The 21,231-nt window shown below is 39.4% G+C and carries 21 protein-coding genes and 2 pseudogenes; 15 read left to right on the top strand and 8 right to left on the bottom strand.

What is annotated here, in order from left to right; translation table 11 throughout:
- Nucleotides 1-237: 237 nt before the first annotated feature.
- From FTV11_RS17260 to FTV11_RS04415, 3 genes and pseudogenes are all read left to right on the top strand, one after another.
- Nucleotides 238-639: a prepilin-type N-terminal cleavage/methylation domain-containing protein gene (locus FTV11_RS17260; RefSeq protein ID WP_180073452.1), complete on the top strand. Its 402-nt coding sequence runs from the start codon at nucleotides 238-240 to the stop codon at nucleotides 637-639.
- A gap of 107 nt (nucleotides 640-746) precedes the next feature.
- Nucleotides 747-1,481: a TfpX/TfpZ family type IV pilin accessory protein gene (gene tfpZ / locus FTV11_RS04420; RefSeq protein ID WP_180073451.1), complete on the top strand. Its 735-nt coding sequence runs from the start codon at nucleotides 747-749 to the stop codon at nucleotides 1,479-1,481.
- Between the two features lie 68 nt (nucleotides 1,482-1,549).
- A pseudogene (locus FTV11_RS04415) lies at nucleotides 1,550-3,191 on the top strand (Wzy polymerase domain-containing protein).
- 62 nt (nucleotides 3,192-3,253) lie between these two features.
- On the opposite strand, the gene bfr reads toward FTV11_RS04415, so the two are convergent.
- The 6 genes from bfr to gmk form a co-directional block, all read right to left on the bottom strand.
- A complete protein-coding gene (gene bfr / locus FTV11_RS04410) occupies nucleotides 3,254-3,718 on the bottom strand; it encodes a bacterioferritin (RefSeq protein WP_180073450.1) in 465 nt (154 codons plus the stop codon).
- Nucleotides 3,719-3,977: 259 nt separating this feature from the next.
- Nucleotides 3,978-4,172, bottom strand: a complete 195-nt coding sequence (locus FTV11_RS04405; protein ID WP_078192519.1) for a bacterioferritin-associated ferredoxin — start codon at nucleotides 4,170-4,172, stop codon at nucleotides 3,978-3,980.
- A gap of 218 nt (nucleotides 4,173-4,390) precedes the next feature.
- Nucleotides 4,391-4,774, bottom strand: coding sequence for a RidA family protein (locus FTV11_RS04400; RefSeq protein WP_078189365.1), 384 nt, complete (start codon nucleotides 4,772-4,774; stop codon nucleotides 4,391-4,393).
- Between the two features lie 52 nt (nucleotides 4,775-4,826).
- Nucleotides 4,827-6,932, bottom strand: a complete 2,106-nt coding sequence (locus tag FTV11_RS04395) for a bifunctional (p)ppGpp synthetase/guanosine-3',5'-bis(diphosphate) 3'-pyrophosphohydrolase (protein ID WP_180073449.1) — start codon at nucleotides 6,930-6,932, stop codon at nucleotides 4,827-4,829.
- 218 nt (nucleotides 6,933-7,150) lie between these two features.
- Nucleotides 7,151-7,432 carry a DNA-directed RNA polymerase subunit omega gene (gene rpoZ / locus FTV11_RS04390; RefSeq protein ID WP_067762989.1) on the bottom strand — a complete coding sequence of 94 codons (282 nt, stop codon included), beginning with the start codon at nucleotides 7,430-7,432 and terminating at the stop codon, nucleotides 7,151-7,153.
- Nucleotides 7,433-7,508: 76 nt separating this feature from the next.
- The gene (gene gmk / locus FTV11_RS04385) at nucleotides 7,509-8,132 is read right to left on the bottom strand and encodes a guanylate kinase (protein ID WP_078192517.1); all 624 of its coding nucleotides are present in this window, start codon (nucleotides 8,130-8,132) and stop codon (nucleotides 7,509-7,511) included.
- A gap of 133 nt (nucleotides 8,133-8,265) precedes the next feature.
- Here gmk and ispH point away from each other — a divergent pair, with 133 nt between their 5' ends.
- The 12 genes from ispH to rplS all read left to right on the top strand — a co-directional run bounded on the left by ispH (nucleotide 8,266) and on the right by rplS (nucleotide 18,944).
- Nucleotides 8,266-9,216 (top strand): 4-hydroxy-3-methylbut-2-enyl diphosphate reductase, encoded by a 951-nt coding sequence (ispH, locus tag FTV11_RS04380; protein ID WP_180073448.1) that lies wholly within the window; start codon nucleotides 8,266-8,268, stop codon nucleotides 9,214-9,216.
- 163 nt (nucleotides 9,217-9,379) lie between these two features.
- On the top strand, nucleotides 9,380-9,811 hold the full coding sequence (locus FTV11_RS04375; RefSeq protein WP_180073447.1) for a Tfp pilus assembly protein FimT/FimU: 432 nt from the start codon (nucleotides 9,380-9,382) through the stop codon (nucleotides 9,809-9,811).
- A gap of 19 nt (nucleotides 9,812-9,830) precedes the next feature.
- Entirely contained in the window at nucleotides 9,831-10,325 is a 495-nt protein-coding gene (pilV, locus tag FTV11_RS04370) for a type IV pilus modification protein PilV (protein ID WP_180073446.1), read from the top strand.
- The gene (locus tag FTV11_RS04365; RefSeq protein ID WP_180073445.1) at nucleotides 10,315-11,328 is read left to right on the top strand and encodes a PilW family protein; all 1,014 of its coding nucleotides are present in this window, start codon (nucleotides 10,315-10,317) and stop codon (nucleotides 11,326-11,328) included. The genes pilV and FTV11_RS04365 overlap by 11 nt, the downstream gene beginning before the upstream one ends.
- The gene (locus FTV11_RS04360; RefSeq protein WP_180073476.1) at nucleotides 11,328-12,041 is read left to right on the top strand and encodes a pilus assembly protein PilX; all 714 of its coding nucleotides are present in this window, start codon (nucleotides 11,328-11,330) and stop codon (nucleotides 12,039-12,041) included. The genes FTV11_RS04365 and FTV11_RS04360 overlap by 1 nt, the downstream gene beginning before the upstream one ends.
- A gap of 29 nt (nucleotides 12,042-12,070) precedes the next feature.
- Nucleotides 12,071-15,709 carry a pilus assembly protein gene (locus tag FTV11_RS04355; RefSeq protein WP_180073444.1) on the top strand — a complete coding sequence of 1,213 codons (3,639 nt, stop codon included), beginning with the start codon at nucleotides 12,071-12,073 and terminating at the stop codon, nucleotides 15,707-15,709.
- Nucleotides 15,710-15,718: 9 nt separating this feature from the next.
- A complete protein-coding gene (locus FTV11_RS04350) occupies nucleotides 15,719-16,273 on the top strand; it encodes a type IV pilin protein (protein WP_180073443.1) in 555 nt (184 codons plus the stop codon).
- Entirely contained in the window at nucleotides 16,273-16,683 is a 411-nt protein-coding gene (locus FTV11_RS04345) for a type IV pilin protein (RefSeq protein ID WP_180073442.1), read from the top strand. Before FTV11_RS04350 ends, FTV11_RS04345 begins: the two co-directional genes overlap by 1 nt.
- Before the next feature lie 144 nt (nucleotides 16,684-16,827).
- The gene (gene rpsP, locus FTV11_RS04340; protein ID WP_078189354.1) at nucleotides 16,828-17,085 is read left to right on the top strand and encodes a 30S ribosomal protein S16; all 258 of its coding nucleotides are present in this window, start codon (nucleotides 16,828-16,830) and stop codon (nucleotides 17,083-17,085) included.
- A 17-nt stretch (nucleotides 17,086-17,102) separates the two neighbouring features.
- On the top strand, nucleotides 17,103-17,651 hold the full coding sequence (gene rimM, locus FTV11_RS04335) for a ribosome maturation factor RimM (protein ID WP_078189353.1): 549 nt from the start codon (nucleotides 17,103-17,105) through the stop codon (nucleotides 17,649-17,651).
- Nucleotides 17,652-17,693: 42 nt separating this feature from the next.
- Nucleotides 17,694-18,434: a tRNA (guanosine(37)-N1)-methyltransferase TrmD gene (trmD, locus tag FTV11_RS04330; RefSeq protein WP_180073441.1), complete on the top strand. Its 741-nt coding sequence runs from the start codon at nucleotides 17,694-17,696 to the stop codon at nucleotides 18,432-18,434.
- 138 nt (nucleotides 18,435-18,572) lie between these two features.
- Complete coding sequence (gene rplS, locus FTV11_RS04325) at nucleotides 18,573-18,944, top strand: 50S ribosomal protein L19 (RefSeq protein ID WP_078189351.1); 372 nt, start codon at nucleotides 18,573-18,575, stop codon at nucleotides 18,942-18,944.
- Nucleotides 18,945-19,006: 62 nt separating this feature from the next.
- Here rplS and FTV11_RS04320 read toward each other — a convergent pair.
- Together FTV11_RS04320 and FTV11_RS04315 are read right to left on the bottom strand one after the other, a co-directional pair.
- Nucleotides 19,007-19,966 (bottom strand): annotated as a pseudogene (locus FTV11_RS04320) (esterase/lipase family protein).
- A gap of 224 nt (nucleotides 19,967-20,190) precedes the next feature.
- On the bottom strand, nucleotides 20,191-21,156 hold the full coding sequence (locus FTV11_RS04315) for a triacylglycerol lipase (protein WP_180073440.1): 966 nt from the start codon (nucleotides 21,154-21,156) through the stop codon (nucleotides 20,191-20,193).
- Between the last annotated feature and the right edge of the window lie 75 nt (nucleotides 21,157-21,231).

Raw genomic sequence — 21,231 nt, 5'->3', positions numbered from 1 at the left:
AAAATATAATAAATGATAAAGCTTCCAAGTTAGAACAGCTTTTGAAAAAAACAGGAATGGTTCGAAAATTTGTGAATATAAAGATCCCAAGAATATAATTTTCGTAAAATAATTAAATATGCAGTTTATTAGTATGTTTTTAACTGAGTATAAAAGGATATTGAATTTATTTAAAGTTGATACTAAGTTAAATATGGCATGATTTTTGTTGGTAATTTATTATTAGGGAGAGGGCCTATGAAAAAAATAAAAGGATTTACACTAATTGAACTAATGATTGTAGTGGCAATTATTGGTGTTTTAGCTGCGGTAGCTATTCCAGGTTATCGAGAGTATGTTTCTGTATCTTATGGTGCTTCAGCAATGTATACTATATCAGCTCATGCAATAAATTTACAGATGTGTGTGCTTAATGCAGGAGACTGCGGTATTATTAACAATAATATATCAGCAAACTCTGCTCTAAGCTCTGTTCCTAGCCCATTGATTGCCAATACGGCAGCACAACTTACTTATAATAATGGCGTATGTAAAGTAACTATTAATATTGATGCAAATGGGGCTTTAGCTTATGTAGCCGATACAGCAAACAGCGTAAAAGCAACTTTGCAACAGTGTAAAAAAGGTGCGGGATTGTAGTAAATTAATGACATTAAATATTTAAAATTTTTTTGTTAACAGTCGCCATTAATAAGCACAAAATAGGATTGATCTAAATATTAATCAAGGAAATACATAAGGAAAATATGTTAAAACGTCTTAAATTTTTTCTTAGTCATTTATTAATTTCTTTATTTATTGCCGTATTTATTGTTATATGGGTATTCTTTATTTGGTATCCAACACCTTTAGCAAAAGCTGTTGGAGTGACTCATATTTTTCTTATGATGCTAGCGATTGATGTAATTATTGGACCTATTTTAGGTTTATTAGTTTATAAGCAAGGAAAAAAGACTCTAAAGTTTGATCTAAGCTGTATTATCATAGTTCAACTCATTGCACTTTTTTACGGGGTATTTAATATTGCTCAGGCTCGCCCAGTATGGATTGTATTGAATGGTGATCAGTTCGAATTAATTCAGTCAAACTCTATAATTACAGAGGGGCTTCAGAATGCTAACCTTCAATTTAAAACTCCATCTTTGTTAAAACCAAAATATGTCGCTGCTGAGTTAGCAGAGGATCCTAATATAAGAAATAGTAATACTTTTGACTTTATGCTTAGTGGTATTTCGATTGCACAACGACCAGAACGTTATGTTGAAATGAGTCAAGCAAAATCTAAAATTCAACAACGTGGGATCAGTTTAAAAGAATTAAATGAGGTAAATAATAAAGAAGACGTTGCAAATGTTCTGGCGAAATATCCTGAAGCAAATGCCTATTTACCTTTAAAGGCAAGTGCCATAGATATGACTGTATTGGTGAATAAAGATACAGCTGAAATTATTAAAATTGTAGATTTGCGACCTTGGAAATAATTCAAAAGCACGGAAAATAATAGCCTTTTGAATTATCATATTGCGCAGCACTTTAACTGTGATACCGTATGAAATTCCTTCTACTCCTCTTAGCCAGTGTTCTCATCTCCCTGGCTTGGCTTCTGCCTATCCATTACCGCCCGTGGGTCACCTACACGGGTGAACTGTTTGCTTTTTTATCACTCTTTACATTGGCTGCCATTTATTTAAAAGACAAAATTAAATTGCCAGTGATCAGTCTGCCGTTATTGTTTCTCGCAGCTATCCCGCTGGTTCAGTATGGGGCAGGTGAGCTTTTTTTCTTTGATAAAGCCTTGATATGTAGCTTGTTTGTCCTTGGCTTCTGGCTTCTGGCTGAGCATGGTGCTTGGCTATAACTTGTCGAGCGAAAAAGCAGACCGGGCAAACATTTTTACCGGACTCAGTTATGTGTTTCTCATGGCCGGAACAGCGACAGGTGTCATTGCGATCTGCCAATGGTTAACGCTCGATGCCTATATCCCCGGGATGGTGAATATGCAACGTGCTGTTCGTCCTTATGCCAATTTTGCCCAGCCAAACAATATGGCTACTTTTTTGCTCATGTCACTTTTGGCTTGTTTATATTTATATGAAACCAAAAAAGTCCAGACCAAATGGCTGGTTCCAGCGGCATTCATTATGTTGGTGAGCGTGGCATTAAGCCAATCCAGAACCTCATGGGTGGCTTGTGTCTTTATTCTGGTTTATTTGGCTTATCAGCAATTTAAAGGTTATATCCATATTAAATGGTATTCCTTAGCTGCATGGTTAGCCGTATTTATAGGATTAGTTTTGGTATTGCCTGTGATTGGGAGCTATTTAACCCAATTATTGGATATACAGATTAAAGCTGTCGATGTGGCAAGACGCGCTACAGGGGATATGTCGCGTTTAGCGATTTGGCAGCAAATGTTGCATGCCATTATGGATCGTCCATGGTTTGGCTATGGCTGGAACCAGACCAGTGTTGCATATACCCTGGTCAGTGATCATTTCCAGGGACCGGTGTGGATTCGTAGCGCACATAATTTTATTCTCGATTTTATTTTGTGGAATGGCGTAATTATAGGCTTGCCGTTTCTGGCTTATTTTGGCTATTGGGGTTATCAGCTAAATAAGCGTATCAATTCTGTAGAATCGGTAGTCGGAATTTTAATGGTGGGTGCAGTATTGATTCACGCCATGCTGGAATTCCCACAGTATTATGCCTATTTCCTGCTCCCGGTTGGTTTTATTATTGGTCTGGTTCAGTCACAACAGGCAGATACCAAAATCCTGACCCTTTCACCCAATTATATGCGGGTTGCTTACGGTTTATTTTTCTTGCTGCTGATTCTGATCGTGCGGGATTATTCGGTGATGGTTCCTAAACTCAACCAAACGCTACGCTACGAAAAAGTACCGCAAAAAATCACCAATCAAGATCAGGTTTACTTGCTGGAAGAATTTAACCGGCGTATAGACTGGATTCGTATGAATCCCTATAGCAAGGTGAGTGCACAACAGCTTGAAGAAATTAGGGAGATGGTACTCAATTATCCAACCTCCTATGATCTGCTGAAGTATGCCAAAATACTGGCTTTTAATGGCTATGAACAGGAAGCCAGACATCAGCTCTGGTTGTTGAAAAAATTACGTAAAGTCGATTGGGACTATGCGTCATTGGCCCAGCCTGCCGCCAAAAAATAAGACGGTCAAAAAGCGAATCTAACAACTAAAAAAGCCAGTCAATCGACTGGCTTTTTAAACTCTTAAATCTGGCTTTGAATATAGTTTTTGATACCGACTTTCTCGACTAGATCAAGCTGGGTGGTGGTCCAGTCCAGATATTCTTCTTCTTTTTCTAGAATTTCCTGAACAAGATCGCGAGTCACATAATCCATTTCCTGTTCAGCCAGGCTGACTGCTTTTTGCAGGGCTTCAATATTTTCGTTGACTTTACGCACATCACAATTAAGTACTTCAACAGTATGCTGGCCTATGTATAACTTGCCTAAATTTTGTAAGTTGGGCAGGCCTTCAAGAAATAGAATGCGTTCAATAATTTTATCCGCATCTTTCATTTGCTGAATCGATTCTTTGTATTCTGCCGAACCCAGCTTTTCAATTCCCCAGTCATTGAACATGCGTGAGTGCAGGAAATACTGGTTAATGGCAGTCAACTGGTGATAAAGCACCTGATTTAACTGATTAATGACGTCACGATTGCCTTTCATTGTAAGTTCTCCATCAACAATTTTTGCCTTCACAAAGGGTCAGGCAATCAAAAAAATTATTATTGCAATTATCTTAAACAAGAAGCAAAACAATGGCGAGTAGTTTATTGAACAGCAAATGAAAATCACAATCAAAACAAGGCGCTAATTTTCAGTGCTTTAATAAATAAAAACCCGCTTAGAGTCAGAAGCGGGGGAGGAGGAATGGTCTGAGACCATTGGTTTTATAATTATGATTGTTGAGAAAATTTAATTTAGTTTATGCAGCAATTGCGATCCGAGCTGCAATTTGCGCAACTTCATCACTGATGATCATACGTGCTTCAGGAGCACAGCGACCACAACAGGTGCCTAAATCGAGCATATCGCGAACTTCACGATAGCTTTCTGCACCATTGGCAATTGCATCTTTAATGTCTTGATCAGTAATACCACGGCACAAACAAACGTACATGAAATAAAACCAAGTGAATAAATGGGATAAGTAATATTATTGATAATTATTATCGTTTGTCAATAAAAATCATTTAAAAATACTATAATGCTGATTGAGTTTTTGAATAAAAAAATGTCATTTAAGCGGAAATCTGAGTAATGCTCAGATTTCCATGAAAGGCTTTTGATCTTTTAGTATGAGATATTTCGCGAAAGGCTTAATCAGAGTTTACTAAATTATTGATTAATAATCACCACGCCATCCATTTCAACTAGTGCACCTTTTGGAAGGCTAGCAACACCGAGTGCTGCGCGTGCAGGGTAGGGTTGAGCAAAGTATTCGCCCATAATTTGGTTGACCAATTGGAAGTTAGAAAGGTCAGTGAGGAAAATATTCAACTTAGCGATATCGGCTAGCGTACCACCTGCAGCTTCACATACCGCTTTTAAGTTGTCGAATACACGGCGAATTTGAGCTTCAATGCCTTCTACCAGCTCCATGCTATATGGATCTAAGCCAATTTGACCTGATAAATACAAAGTGTCGCCCACTAAAATGGCTTGTGAGTAAGTACCAATTGCAGCGGGTGCATTTTCAGTATGGATTACCTGGCGGGACATCTATTTCTCCTATTATCATCACAGACACGTCACATATACATATGGTGTCAGGTTAGCTGGCAACTTTCGCAGGCTCAGCAATGGCAACAGGTTGTGCCAAACGACTGATGCGTGGGAAGCCAAAATGCATTCTTAAATTACGGATAATTTCGGCAATTTGTTTACGATTGTGTACAACGATATTCACATAGGTTTTTTCTTCATGTGAGCGGACAGTTTCTACACCTATTTTTTCTTTACGGCATAGATAGATCAGTTCTGAAATTTGCTCATCATTTAACAGCATGTTTAAGCATAAATAGGCTGTAAAACTAATGTCTTCACTGTCTTCTGTTGTCCAGTGTAAAGGCATGATATTTTCAGGATGTAAATGCTGTTCATGCAATAAATTATGACAACGTGAACGGTGCACAATCAAACCACGACGTGATAAATGCCCTTGTATTGGATCACCTAAAACCGGGTTACAGCAGTGCGCATATTTAACGTCGACACCATCTGTGCCCAAGATTAAGCGTGCAGAATTTGAAGTCTGAATAGTATCTTGAGCATATAAATGATTGGCAACCAATTGAGGCAGTAAATCACCCACGGCAATCTGTTCAAATAATTGTTCTTTATCATTTAAATGACGCCAATTCAGCACATTTTCCCAATCCCCTAATGTCAAATCACTTACAGAACGGTTAAAGAGTTTTAATGCGCGATTTAAAGCTTGCTGACCAACTAAACGTTGTTCATCTTGGTCTTGGTCACGGAGGATATTTTGTAATGCGCGGCGGGCTTTTTGGGTATTAATAAAGCTGAGCCAGTCAGGGTTTGGTGTTGCAAGAACATCAGTGATAATTTCAATCACTTGACCACTCAGTAATGGTGTTGAAAGGGGCTTGGTTTCCCCATCAATTTTCGCACCAACGGCATGGTTGCCCAAAAATAAGCTTGCTGAATAAGCGAAATCAACCGCTGTGGCACCCTGAGGGAGTTCATGCAAATGACCGTGTGGGGTGTAGACCCAAATTTTTTCTTGATGTAGATAATCGAGTAATTCACTAAATGTGGTCTTGGCACATGCGCCATCGACTAACACGTTTAAATTTTGCATTGAGGCTTGGATCGCTGAGCGACAAGCTTGTGGTGCATTTTCACCGAGAACCACACCAAAGCGCGCCGCTTTACGCATCAACTCCGTTTGGATAGTCAGAGATAAAATGGTCTTTTCACCTTTTAAGCGCATCATCAGTGACTGGTTGCCACCGGGTAACGGGCGGCGAATATGATCGGTGTAATTTAGAACTTTAAAGCTTTCTTTGAGGATGTCTGCAAGTCGGTCACAGTCTGCGATGCTTTGTAAAATAATTTCAAAGGCATGACTATGGGTGAGCTCTTGCAGATCGATATCGTTTTTTACAAAGTGGCGAAGTAATTCAATATTATTATTCTTCTTTTTAATTCGACCTGAAATATGGTGTTGTTCTAGTAAGGCGGTGAGGTTATTTTCCCACTTGGTTTGGTATTCGCAGCGTTTCGGTTTGGTTTGTAATAAAGCTTCTTGAACATTGTTATACATATCTAAGTCGAGATTTTGATAACACAAATGTTCAAGGTTGTCGGCCATTTCATTCATACCGACAAGGCGTGCCATAGGCACAAAAATTTCAAAAGTTTCTTGGGCAATACGAGCACGTTTGTCAGGGCGTAAAGCACCTAGTGTGGTCATATTATGATAGCGATCTGCTAGTTTAATAATAATGACACGTGGGTCTTGTAGTGTGGCTTGCAGAATTTTACGGAAAGATGCTGCCTTATTATATTCTTTATCACTAGAGTGGCTGAGTTTTGTGACGCCGTCGACGAGTTCAGCAACGGTCAGACCAAATTTTTCAGTAATATCTTGTTTGGTAAATTCAGTATCTTCGATGACATCATGTAGTAAAGCAGCCATTAAAGTTTCCGCATCAAGACGCATATGCGCCAAAATACAGCTCACCGCAATTGGGTGAAGGATGTAGGGTTCGCCACTTTTACGTGTAATGCCATCATGGGCAATATCCGCATAGTCGCAAGCTTCAAGCACGCGTTCGACATCACTTACTGAAAGGTAAGCGTCGATAATCACATTTAACTGTTGCTTGGCTTGGCTGACCATTGGGCCTGGCATAGAACACCCTTTTACTACTAATTTACAAATGAAACGGTTAATACTTTAATGAAATGCATATTGCATGACTTGTCAATTTTTTAGTTTAAAAAAATGAAAATCTTTTTTGCTTGCTTTGCACTTCTTAAGCTTATGTTATAACTGTTCTGAGTAAAATATTAAAGAGAATCCATAAAAAAAGCCTAGTTAAAAACTAGGCTTTTAAGGTCAGGTTTATCTTATTGGAAAGAAAAACCGTCTAAGTTTAGGTTATTTGCAGAAAGTGCAAGGTCTAAACTTGAAGTTTGGTAGTCTTGTTCACGTTGTTTCAAAATGTCTTTAGAAACGTGACCCGCTGCGATTTCACGAAGAGCAACAACGGTTGGTTTGTCATTGTCCCACTCAACAGTAGGTTCGATACCTTGACGTGCCAATTGACGCGCGCGTTTGCTTGCCACTAGTACAAGCTCAAAGCGGTTGTCTACATGGTCTAAACAATCTTCAACGGTTACGCGTGCCATAAGAATTCTCGTTTGAATATAAAATTTTAACAGACTGTGCAGTATAAGGTGCTTTGTCTATAGACTCAAGTTTTAATCACTGTTCCGTAGGGGTGATTAATTTCTCAATCAGTTTTTCATGGCGCATAGCTTGTTGTTTTAAAACAAGACGATTGGCAATAATAACGGACTCTAAGTCATGCAGTGCTTTATTAAAGTCATCATTAATAATGATATAGTCAAAATTAACGTATTGCTGCATATCTTCTACGGCACAGCTAAGACGATGTTCAATGACTTCGACAGAGTCTGTACCACGATTGGATAAACGTTGACGTAAATCGAACTGACTCGGAGGAAGAATAAAAATTTGTCTAGATTCAGGAAAAAGTTTACGAACCTGTTCAGCACCTTGCCAGTCAATTTCAAGTAAAACGTCATGACCTTTGGCCAATTGTTCTTTTACTGTGCGCTGTGCAGTACCGTAATAATTACCAAAAACTTCTGCATATTCAATGAAGCCGCCTTCATTTACCAAAGATAGAAAATCTTCTTTTTTAGCAAAATGGTAATGTACGCCGTCTAATTCGCCAGGACGCTGACCACGAGTGGTATGAGAAACAGAGACATGTAAATTGTTTACACGTTCAAGCAGGGCTTTAACGAGGGATGTTTTGCCCGTTCCCGAAGCAGCAGAAACGACAAACAAGAGACCCGACATGATATTTTTCCTGATATGATAAAATATCTTCTCTATTTTAGAGCAGACGCGCGCCAAACAAAATAGTCAGACGTCTATTGTTTACATTTATTTCAAGTGATACCCGTAAAATTGAGTGGGCATTGAGGATTCTATGGAAATTGTTTTAGCTAATCCACGCGGTTTCTGTGCAGGTGTTGATCGCGCCATCGCGATTGTGAACCGTGCACTGGAATGCTTTAACCCCCCAATTTATGTGCGTCATGAGGTAGTACATAATAAATTTGTGGTGGACGACTTGCGTCAACGCGGTGCGATATTTGTGGATGAACTGGATGAAGTGCCAGATGACAATATTGTGATCTTCAGTGCGCATGGTGTATCTAAAGCGGTACAACAAGAAGCTGAGCGCCGTGGGCTAAAAGTTTTTGATGCGACGTGCCCTTTGGTGACCAAGGTGCATATAGAAGTGACCAAGTATGCACGTGAAGGTGTGGAAGCGATTTTGATTGGTCATGAAGGTCACCCAGAAGTTGAAGGGACGATGGGCCAATATGACACCAAAAATGGTGGTTCGATTTATTTGGTTGAAGATGAACAAGATGTTGCTGATCTCAAAGTGGTGCATCCTGAAAAAGTAGCGTTTGTAACTCAGACAACGCTTTCTATAGATGACACAGCAAAAGTGATTGATGCTCTACGTCAGAAGTTCCCTGAAATTCAGGGGCCGCGTAAAGATGATATTTGTTATGCCACTCAAAACCGCCAAGATGCCGTACGTGATCTTGCCGAGCAATGTGATGTTGTACTGGTTGTGGGTTCGCCGAACTCTTCGAATTCGAACCGATTACGTGAATTGGCTGAACGGATGGGTAAGCATGCGTATTTGGTGGACAATGCCGATCAGTTGCAGCAAGACTGGTTTAATGAGCACACAAAAATTGGTGTAACTGCAGGAGCATCTGCACCTGAAATTTTAATTAAACAGGTAATTCAGCGCTTACAAGATTGGGGGGCTAAATCTCCGCAAGAATTGGATGGTCGTGAAGAGAATATTACATTTAGTTTACCAAAAGAGTTACGTATTCCTGTAACTCAGGCATAAAGTGTTAATGACTTAACATTCTGAATTTTTTAAGAATTGACAGATAATTGCTTTTTGGCAATTATCTGTTTTTTTATGCCTTTTATCCTAATTTGTGTTTGTTTTGTAATTTAATTAGATATTATTTTTAATAGGGTAAAGTTTGGCGCGCCTTGGGGGGAGTATGCAGAAAAATAATGGATTTACGTTAATAGAGCTGATTGTGACAATTGCTGTTATGGCGATTATCGCCATGATGGCTGCGCCTTCGTTTGCCCAAATTATTCGAAATAATCAATTAATGAGTGATACTCGAGATTTTGTGGATTTATTAGCCGAAACGAGGTCTGAGGCTATTTTTAAGCAAAAAACTTTGATTTTAGCCGTTGATAGTGGTACTTCCAGTTCATATAAAAAATGGGTTCCGAAATATGTGGATAAAGTTAGTGGTGATAGTAGTGTGACTTTTGGGCGATTAGGTCAATCAGCAAATTTAGATAGTGGACAGTGCTTTATCTTTAAACATGAAAAAGATGCAGCTTTAAAAACTTATGTTTACGTACAAAAAAGTGGGATCGTTTTATTTGGTAAAACAGCAACAATTTGCTCAACCTGAGAATCAAGGATAATAAATAATGAATAAAACTCAGAAAGGTATAGGGCTTGTAGAAGTTATGGTTGCCCTGATTCTGTTGGCAGTTGCTGTTTTAGGTTTTTCTGCTTTACAAATGAGGGCGCTGGCTGCGAGTAAAGAAGCGGGTAGTAATATACAAGCTATGAATATTGCTAGAGATCTTTCAGAACGAATACGTGTTAATCGAGAAGGATTATTAGATTATAAGAAGGCTGATACTGTAAAAGATTGTAGTAGTAAGGATGAGCCATGTGATGCAAAACAGATGGCGGCATATGATTTTCAAGTTGTATCAAATAAAGCTGATGATTTTGGAATGACACTTGCAGTATTGGATTGTCAAGGAAACGATGCTTTAGAGAGAAAATGCATATATGTGGCATGGGCTGGAACTACGGCTACAAATGGTAGTGGAAACCCCAATTGTACAAATGGCGCAGCTTATTTGCCTGAAGCAAAATGTATTATTGTAGAGACTTATAACTATGATAAATAAATATAGACAACAAGGTTTTACTTTATTAGAGCTTATGGTGGCTCTTGTGTTGGGGCTTTTGATAGTGGCAGCCGGAATATCTGTTTTTATCGGTGGGCAAAAATCATTGAACTTGCAAAATGGTCTGAATGAGTTACAGCAAAATGCAAATTTTGGTTTAGCAGTCTTAACGCATGATTTACGCCATGCAAATCTAAATACCCCCTCAACTCAAAAAATAAATAACAAGCAAGTTGGCTCGGGGATTATATTCACCAATGCAAATTTACCATCATCTCTAAGTGCTGTTGATCTAAATTTATTTACAAAAGAATCATCTGATAGTGGTGCTACTGTTATAGCAAGTGATCAATTAACAATTCAATACATTCCTGAATATCGACAAGTAACAAGTAAACAGTGTAAAGCAGGAACTGCTGGAGCAGGTGGGGAGTGTACTCCTGAGAATCAAGAAGATGTAGTGATTTATAAGGCCAGTACTTATGATTGTGAGGGGCGAAAGCTTGAATTTTCAGAGCCACGAGTTGTTGTACAGCGCTATCACTTGAAACAAGACACTAAACAAATCCCAGGTCAGCCGCCAATGTATTCATTATATTGTGACGCTGGAGACTATGTGGATGGTGATACTGAAATTAGTGGTATGAGTAATACTGGTAATGGTGAGCAATTAATGCAGCGTATAGATGCTTTTAAAATTATATTGGGTGTGAAAGATAAAGATAAAAAGCTTCGATATATGACTATCAAAGATTATTTAACTTCTATGCCTATTACTGTGACAGATGCTTCGAATTTCTCCAATATTATATCAGTTGAAATCAGTGTTTTAGCGCGATCTACAAGTCAGCTTAATTCTGAAGGCCTGATAAACAACGCAAAGAAATATAAAATGGCCGGAAATGAAATGGAATTAAATAGTACTCAGAAGAGCGGGGGGAAATATTTAAGAGAAGTTTTTAGTCAAGTAGTGGCCTTCAGAAATACGCTGGGAGCATCATGATGAATAAGCAAACTGGTGCTACATTAATTGTAGTTTTAATAATATTGGTTTTAGTAACAATTGTGGGTACTTGGGCGATCAAGTCGAGTATTTTGGGATTAAAAATATCTACAAATAGTCAAGCTGGTTCATTATTGCTAGAAAATTCAAATTCAGCTCTATTTAATATTGAAGATCCGAGTCAGATTGCAAGGCAATTGGCTCTGGATGGTATGTTTAGTTATTTTAATTCATCAGCGAATCAAAATGATGAACTAGTTTTTTGTTATCGCCCTTCTGCAATGATTAATTTTTATTCATCAGATAAAGTCAGTGTAATTGCTCAAGATGGGGCAACAACTAAAAAAGGAGTCACTGGGTTTTGCGATGGAAAGGAGTTTTCTTCTGCTCGCTCCGCAGTGCAAGCACAAATTTATTTACGAAAAAATCGAGAAGAAAATGCATCCGCATTTTCTACTGCGCCTATAGGTACGAGTTTGGGACAAAGTGAAGTTCCTGTCGTGGCATTAAATATTGGTGTAACGGTTATTTCAATTTTACCTAGTTTTGCAAGTGCAAAAAGCACGCAAATCGCAGCGTGTTTTCATAAGACAGCAATTAAAAAAACTGAAGACACAGAAACAGTTGAGGAATGCTTTGAGAAATTAGGAATTCCTTACAACTTACAGCATGCCGACTATATTGTGGGCAGTTCACCGAAACTTAAGGCTTAACGGATATCTACCTGTAAGGGGATGAAAAGATGAAAAAATTTAATCAGAAGTTACTTTCTGCAGCGGTATCCATGTTTATGACCGCGAGCATTTGTCATGTAGCCACCACTCAGGCGAGTGATATTGAGATTTATAAATTGCCTGATCAGACAAAAATGACATTGTTTCTAATGTTTGATACGTCTGGGAGTATGGGGGTTGGTAAAGGATATAATTCTATTAAAAGTGCAAATGATGCAAGTAGTTTGGTCGAAGATTATAATATATGTGCTTGGAGTAATAATACATGGACAAATAGTAATATCAAGTCTGAGTCTAAGACTTATAAAGTAGGGAATCGAGCAGAAAAAAGCTATACCGTAGATTATTGTGATGTGTCAGCATCAACATTTAATAATTTAGATAATACATATAAATCACGTATAACAAATGAATGTACTAAAACCAGTGCAACAGCAAATACCTATAAATGCTATGACCGTCTATCCCGGTTAAAAATGGCTCTCACACAAGTGCTCTCAAGTACTGAAATTGACAGCTCGGTTCGCATCGGACTAGGGCAGTTTTCAACACCGATAACTGCCACAACTACAACATCAAAGAATTATACGGGAAGAATTATATATGGTCATGATGGAAGAAGTGGACGAGTAATTTACCCTGCAGTAGCACTGACAGAAATGAATCGTGAGGCTTTAATTGATGAAATGACGAAGTTGGAAGCTTATAACAGTACACCATCAGCATCAGCTTATGGTGAGTCTGGAGCCTACTTTTTGGGAGCAAACACATCAGGTTTAACTTATAGTGGTTATTCATATTCTAATACTGATTCTAGAAATGGTAAGCTAGGATATAAAGCTCCTTTAAGCACAACAGAGATGGCAAATACCTGTAATGGCCAAGGGATATACTTTCTCACAGACGGTGTTGCCAATAACTCCGATTCATCTAAAACTCAAGCAATCATGAATAAGTCGATCACACTGTCTGGAGCAGGTATGAGTGGTGGGTCTTCTTCAGCAGGTTGGACTGAAATTGGACAGTATTCAAAGTTGTTACGCAGTGGTAATCGAAATATTAAAACTGCTGTAGTTGGGTTTGGTTCATCTTTCCCCAACGGTTCAACTTATGTAAAAGATTTACCAGTTGATATCCTAGATCAAGATGGTGATGTGGTTGAAACAGTAAATCGACGTTTTTATGATTGTTCCAAATTACCAAATTCTACTGAGGATGAGCAATCTGTAAAGAATACATGTAACTGGGGAGCTAAACCGCATAAGGATTTGCCAAATAGTGTTGGTGGATATGGTAATGGTGGTTTTTATTCCGCTCAGTCGACTCAAGATATTGTAAACAGTATTAAATATTTTATTGAAGATATTCGTCCAAGATTTAAACCTGTTGCTACAGGTTCACCTACGCTTCCAGTAGATGCTTTGAATCCAATCCAGCTTCAACCTTATGGTTATTATGCTAATTTTACTCCAAAACCACAATCAAGTTATCAACTATGGTTAGGGAATTTAAATAAATACCATATACATAATGGCGAGTTATACAACAGTGCAAAGACTGTAAAGTTGATATTAGATAATGGTCGAATTAATACGAATGCTCAAGGTATTTTTGGAGCGGAAGGTGTTTCTGGGAAAATTCCTCTAAGAGATGGTTTAAATACAGATGGGGTGCAGTACTCGAAACGTAAGGTATTTACTAATCGTCAGATTAAAGCTGGTGTTGCATCAGATGTAACAGACTTACAACAAGTAAATCTTGAAAGCTTATTTTCAGCAGATATAAGTAAGGCTAAATTTGCAAATGATCCAAAGAAAAATTATTGGTTGAATGTACTTGGTTATGGAGTAGCTGAAAATGCAACGTCTTTAACGGTAGCAAACTTGCCAGATCAAGAGGTTCGTCAATTGGGTGCTATTATGCATTCAAAACCTATTTTGCTTACTCAATCAGGAAAAATTGTTGTTACTAGAGCTGCTGGGGCAACGAAACCAACAGTGACGACCTCGGATCGTAAAGATTACATGTTATTTGGTACTACCCAAGGGATACTGCATGTTGTAGAGGTTGGTACAGATACCGGCGCAGATCGAGGGAAAGAGGTTTTTGCATTTGTGCCAAATGAAATGATGGAAAATCAACCTAAAGCCTTTTTAAGTGAAGGTAATACCAATTTAGGAAAAGAACATCTGTATTATGGTGTTGATGCTCCTTGGGCTGCATATACCCAGTATGTATCTAAAGTAGATCAGACTTTAACTGTAAGTGATTCTGGTCGTAAAGATAATGATGGTAATGATTTAGCGTTAAAAGGTTTGCAGTGGGCGTATGGCGGTTTACGCATGGGAGGCAGAAGTTACTATGCATTAGATTTGAGTACGATAGATAAGCCTACGTTGAAGTTCCATATAAATCCAATTGGTGATGGATCATCTTCAAACCCGCAGGGCTATATGGGCGAAAGCTGGTCAAAACCAACCATTGCATGGGTGAATTGGGGCGGCGTGCGTAAGTTGGTGATGTTTGTTGGTGGAGGTTATGATCGAACAGGCGGCACAGATGGTAAAGGTTATGAAAATCCAGCATATGAACAAAGCAATAAAAAAGGTGCAGGCGTCTATATGTTTGATGCGGGTGATGGCTCATTATTATGGTGGTCTAGTGCTAATGTAGGAAACACAACATCTGCTGAAACAAATTCTGGAATCATAGCAACGAAGGATGACAATTTAAAATATAGTGTAGTCAGTCAGATTAATGCAGTAGATCGTGATAGTGATGGTTTGGTTGATCATTTATATTTTGGAGATCTTGGTGGTCAGGCATTTCGTATTGATATAAATAATAAAGCAATAACTAAAGGTGGCTTCGCTAAACGCGTAGTGCGTTTATATAATGCCCATGTGATTACAGGTGCAAGCCCACGTTTTTATGAAATGCCAAGTTTTTCAGTTCATAGTGGTGTCGATGGCTTATTTGGTGCACTTGCACTGAGTTCAGGTAATCGCAGTTCTCCATTAGCTGGTACAAACTCTGTTAGTGGTTCTACTGTGATCACAACTAGTTCAAATGATGCTGTTTATGTGATTTACGATAATGATGTGGCTCGTTCGGATTTATATGGAAATATTACCCTTAGAACGTCACCAACTAATCTTGGCGTAAACTTATCAACGCTCGTTTTAAAAGATGGCGTCGCTCAAAAAACGACAGTTGGCGCTTATAATGGTGGATGGAAATATCATTACAGTAATACGGCAGGAAAATACAAGGGGATGAATGAATTGTATGCTCTTGACAATATGCTGTATGTGAATGTATTTCATAAAGATGGTACAGGAATTACAGGGTCATGTGGTTCAGGCGTAATAGGTGATACAGAACTTTATCAATTCTGTTTGCCGACAGGAAAATGTAAATTTTACACAAATGGTTCTACTACGCCAAATAAAGTAGTTTTGGGTGGGGGTATTTTAGGGACGAGTTTGGGGCAGGGTTATACTAACAAGTTAGACGAAACTGGTTTGGTGACGCCTAAACCAGAGAGTTTAGATTGCGATGATGCGGCAAATAAAAATAAACCGGAATGCCAGCTTTTTGACACTGGGGCTAGATTGCAGCATTTACGTTGGTATGAATCTAGATAAGGGGGCGTGATGAATAAAAACTTTGGGTTTACCCTTATTGAACTGATGGTTGTTATTGTTATGGTTGCCATTCTTATGGCAATCGCAATACCAAGCTACCAGCGTTATATGGAAAAGAGGGATTTATCAGTAGCAAAGCAGGGGGCGCTACGTATAGCAAATGAGCTTGAGAGATTTAAAGCTAAAAATTTCAGTTATAAAGGCTTTGATGCTACTTTTGCGTACCCTACTTATGATAATGCTACGGGGGAACTATATCTGCCCGCAGGCTCAACAGTGGCAAATGCGAAATATAAGCTAACGTTAGTTGATTTAGAAGAAAAAGCAGCATTAACAATATTAAGAGATAATGAGGGCAATGAAACTGAAGACTCTCAATCGATAAGGGGGCTTGGATGGGTAATTAAAGTCGAGCGTGCAATAGGCAGTGATACCTTACCAAAGCAACCAAATGCTTATGATCTTTTATTGAACAGCAATGGTGTTCGCTGTATGACTAAGACACCAAATATTGTGAAAGATTTTGCCGGTTGTGGAACGTCCGCTGATACGGAGGATTGGTAATGCATTTAAAGAATGGTTTCACTTTAATAGAGCTTATGATTGTTGTGGCAATTATTGCTATTTTGGCAGCAATTGCTTATCCATCGTATCAACATTATGTTAAAAGGACGAACAGAACTGATACACAGTCTGAAATGCTGCAAATCGCCCAAAATTTACAGAGATACTATGTTGTAAATCATAATTATACATCAGCAACTTTAGACAACGGTGCGACCACAAAGGATTACCCTGCGTATAATGCTCTTTATCAGATTACTTTAATTACGGATAATCAAACTTGGACACTCACAGCGGCTCCTAAAAGTACTAGCGCTATGAAAAATACTGGTAACTTAACCTTAGATAGCACCGGCAAACAATGTTGGGAAAAAACTTCTGGCGCTTGTGAACCATGGGACGGCAAATAACCTCAAATTCAAAATTGTGGATAAACACTTTTTGATCTTTCATTCAGGGCAAATTTCACGTAAAATATTGCCCTCTATGAAAGGGGTTTGAAATGTATCGATGGTCGGTACAGGGATAATCCGTAAAAACTATAAGGTTCTATCATGGTTGTTATTCGTCTTGCACGCGGTGGTGCTAAAAAACGTCCGTTCTATCAAATCATTGTGACTGATAGCCGTAATGCACGTGACGGTCGTTTCATCGAACGTATCGGTTTCTTTAACCCTACAGCTCAAGGTAAAGCAGAAAAACTTCGTTTAGATGCTGACCGTTTTGCTCACTGGGTTTCACAAGGTGCTCAACCTTCAGAACGTGTTGCTTCTTTAGCTGCTGAAGCTAAGAAAGCTGCAGCTACTGCTTAATTAGTAGTAGGTTACCCATGACACCAACACAGAATGTTCCCGAAGATCGTATTCAGATTGGACAGCTACGTTCAGCATATGGATTAAATGGGTGGCTCTGGGTCTATTCCAATACAGAACCTATGAGCAATATTTTTGACTACCTCCCTTGGTACATTGAGACCAAAGCAGGTTGGCAAACAGTAGATGTAAAACGTTGGAAACCACATGGCAAAGGCTTGGTTGTTTCGCTAAAAGGTGTGAGTGATCGTACCGCGGCAGATAACTTGGTTGGCGCAAATATCTGGATTTCTAAATCGCAACTGCCTCAAGCAGGCGTGGACGAGTACTACTGGTCAGATTTGAAGGGCTTAACCGTGTTAGGTCTTGGAGAAGATGAACAAGAAGTCAACCTCGGTCAAATCCACGAATTGTTTGAAACAGGTGCTAACGACGTGATGGTAGTTCGCGCTACTGCTGACAGTGTCGATAGCGAAGAGCGAATGATTCCATGGCATAAAGATGTAGTACAGCGTGTTGATCTCGAAGCTGGTCGTATCTACGTAAATTGGGGCGTAGATTATTAATCCTTTAAGGATTGACGCAGCAGGAAAATAGAGGAGTCTGCGATGTTTTTTGCAGTCATTACGCTTTTTCCTGAAATGTTTGAAGCGATTACAGCCTACGGTATTAGCGGGCGCGCAGCAAAACGTGACATTGTGCAAGTTCATTGTATCAATCCACGCGAATTTGCTGAGGGCAACTACAAAAGAGTGGATGAACGTCCATTTGGTGGTGGTCCAGGTATGGTGATGATGGCTGAGCCATTAGCGAAAGCAATTCATCGTGCCAAAGAGCTTGCCAAGCAAGCGGGTGTTGTTCATGTCCCTGTGGTGTATATGTCACCGCAAGGTAAGACCTTAAATGAACCTGCAGTACAAGATTTCGTCAAATATGATGGATTAATTGTATTGTGTGGTCGTTATGAAGGAGTTGATGAGCGTTTGATCCAACAATATGTTGATCAGGAATGGTCAATAGGCGATTACGTTTTATCTGGTGGTGAACTCCCTGCGATGGTTTTATTGGATAGTGTGATTCGGAGACTTCCGGGTGCAATGTCTGATGAGCAATCACATGTGCAAGACTCATTTGTGGATGGTCTTTTAGATTGCCCACAATATACCAAGCCAGACCATTTTGAAGGTTTAGATGTTCCTGAAGTATTAAAATCGGGACATCATGCCAATATTGAGAAGTGGCGGTTTTTGCAGCGATATCAACGCACTTTAGAACGCCGACCTGAGTTGGTTGAAAAAGTTGAATTGACCAAGCAGCAAAAGAAATGGCTAAAAGATTCCAAGGTTTAATTTTTTAAATCTTATATTAGGCTCTTTATGCATTGAAGCGGTCAAGCATAAAGGGAAAGTCAATCGGGTCTATGCGCTTTAGCCTCTAGCCCCAGCGATGATTAGACCTCTTCTAACTCGCATAATCGGAGATACCCCATGAGCGGTAAACATCCTTTAGTACAAGCTGTTGAAAATGCACAGTTGAAACAAGACATCCCTGCTTTTGCTCCTGGTGACACAGTAGTTGTTCAAGTTAAAGTAAAAGAAGGTGAGCGTGAACGTCTTCAGGCATTTGAAGGTGTTGTAATTGCTAAGAAAAATCGTGGTTTGAACTCTGCGTTCACAGTACGTAAAATTTCTAGCGGTTTCGGTGTTGAGCGTGTATTCCAAACTCACTCACCAATCGTTGCTGGTATCGAAGTGAAACGTCGAGGTGACGTTCGTCGTGCTAAACTTTACTACCTACGTGAATTGTCTGGTAAAGCTGCACGTATTCGTGAAAAATTACCAGCTCGTAAAGCAAAATAATTTGTTTTACAACGCTGTAAAAAAATGCGCCTTTAGGCGCATTTTTTTATGCAAAAAAAAAATTATAACCCTTGAAGTTTCAAACGATTGGCATGTTGACGGTAGACTGAAACAGGGTCTGGTGCAAATAAGCCTTTCAAGCCTAATACTTGATTGACTTCATCGAAATGGTTCCACTTATAATTATCACGGACGGTTTTACCCAATTTACTGCTGCATTGGCTCACTAAGCCATCGTTCGGTTGTCCGCTAAATGCAATTGGCCCCATTGCGGTAAAGATCGTGTCTGGATCAAGTAAGTTGGTGGTGTTGGAAATACCTGTCCATCAATAGAAGCTAATGCCATTGGCAACACTTGGGCCATCAGCACATTTAGTTGCAGGCATACCGAGTGGAAATTTTGCATTAAAGGCTTTCACACCCGGTTGAGACATACTGTAGATCGAAGCTTTAAAATTTGAAGGCAGATTGGACTGCTGGGCGAAGTTAATCACTGGGGTCATTAATGCATCCATAACAGTCGCTAATACGCCATTTAAAATCGGTACGCTCTGTACTAAATCCGCCACAGGTGAACCGTCATTAGTGCCTGCGACTGTACTGACAGAGGCAACCAAATCAGGTCGTACGCCAGCAATATATCGAGCCGTAGGGCCACCATGTGAGTGACCAATTAAATTCACTTTGGGTTTGCCAGTAATGGCAACTACTTGTTCAACTTGGTCTAACAGTTGTTCTCCACGAACTTCAATGGATTCCAACGGGGAGATTTGTGTAGCAAAGGCCGTAGCTTTATGGCTTGCCAAATCGGGAAGAACTTGATACCAATAATCCAGACCAAAAACGGCACCGCCTAAGCGATTAAAACCAAACATCCCGTGTACAAACACTAGGGGGTATTGGGTTTCAGCAGAATTGTCGATGACTTTTTTAGTGGTCGCTTGTTGTATACCCAATGCAGCATGCGTTTGGGTCACTGCCATACTTGCAAGGAACGTGGCGCAGAGCAATTTTCCTTTCATTTTTCATTCCTTTCTTTTTGTTTTGGTTTTCAAACTTTGATTCAGTTCAGTTTGCAAATAGACAAAATTGCCTATCTGACAATTTTTATTGTCATTAAGGATTATAAAAAAAGGAAAGTAAAATGTGAGAACTAATCGACAGAATGAAAGATATTTTGTATATTGATTAATGAAAATATCATTAAACCCTGAATTTACAGGGTTTAATGTATAGCTTTACTAAATTATAAACCTTGAAGTTTTAAACGATTTGCATGTTGACGATAGACGTCGACAGGATCTGGTGCAAATAGCGCTTTGAGACCAAGCACTTGGTTAACTTCATCTAAATGGTTCCAGTTATAGTTATCACGAATGGTTTTACCAAACTTGGCACTACAGCGTGATACGAGGCCATCATTGTCTTTTCCGCCATCGATCAGTAATGCGGTCACTTTTAGGGCTGAGTCTAAATCTAAAATATTGGTGATTTGGCCCACACCTGTAAATGAATAGTTATAAATGCCTTTTTCCACGCTATTACCATCAGCACAATTGGATTTAGGCAAGCCCAGAGGGAATGCGGTATTGTACTTTGCAGAACCCGCTAGCGTTAAACTTGAACCACCTGCCAATGCATCATGAGGATAAGTCGTTGGATCTAGACCTTGCGCCCAAACAATGGCTTTAGAGACAAAATTCACAGCTCCGACCAAGGGTGCTTCGACAGCGGTGCCTTCAGCTTTTAAAATTAAATCTGCAACAGGGGAGCCTTGATGAGGTCCTGCAACACTGGTTAATGAAGCCACGACATCTGGGCGCACACCGGCAACATAACGAATCGTTGGTCCACCATGACTATGTCCAATCAAATTCACTTTATCTGCACCGGTGAGTGCTCGGATTTCAAGGACCTGTTGTAAAAGTTGTTCGCCACGTACTTCGGTGGAGTTAAACGGCGATACGCGCGTTGCCCAGACATTTGCACCATTGCGGGCAAGATCAGGCAGGATTTGATACCAATAGTCGAGTCCAAAAGAGTCCGTACCAACGGTAATGAAACCACCCATACCATGGTTAAATACGATTGGATATTTTGTCTTTGCATAGCTAGAACTAGCTTTGGCGGTGACTTGGGTTGCTTGCGATGCAGATACATTACCGATGCATGTAGCTGCAATTAAACCTGCTAAAAATGGTCCGTATTTCATGAGCGATCCTCAATGTATTATTGTTTTATGACAATATTTATTGTCACTTCTAATAAAGCAATAAAGATCACCTGT

This window comes from Acinetobacter sp. YH12231 (assembly GCF_013417755.1).
GTDB classification, from domain to species: Bacteria; Pseudomonadota; Gammaproteobacteria; order Pseudomonadales; family Moraxellaceae; genus Acinetobacter; species Acinetobacter amyesii.
The sequence above is the reverse complement of the archived record's forward strand: the minus strand, read 5'-3'. Positions and strand labels throughout refer to the sequence as shown.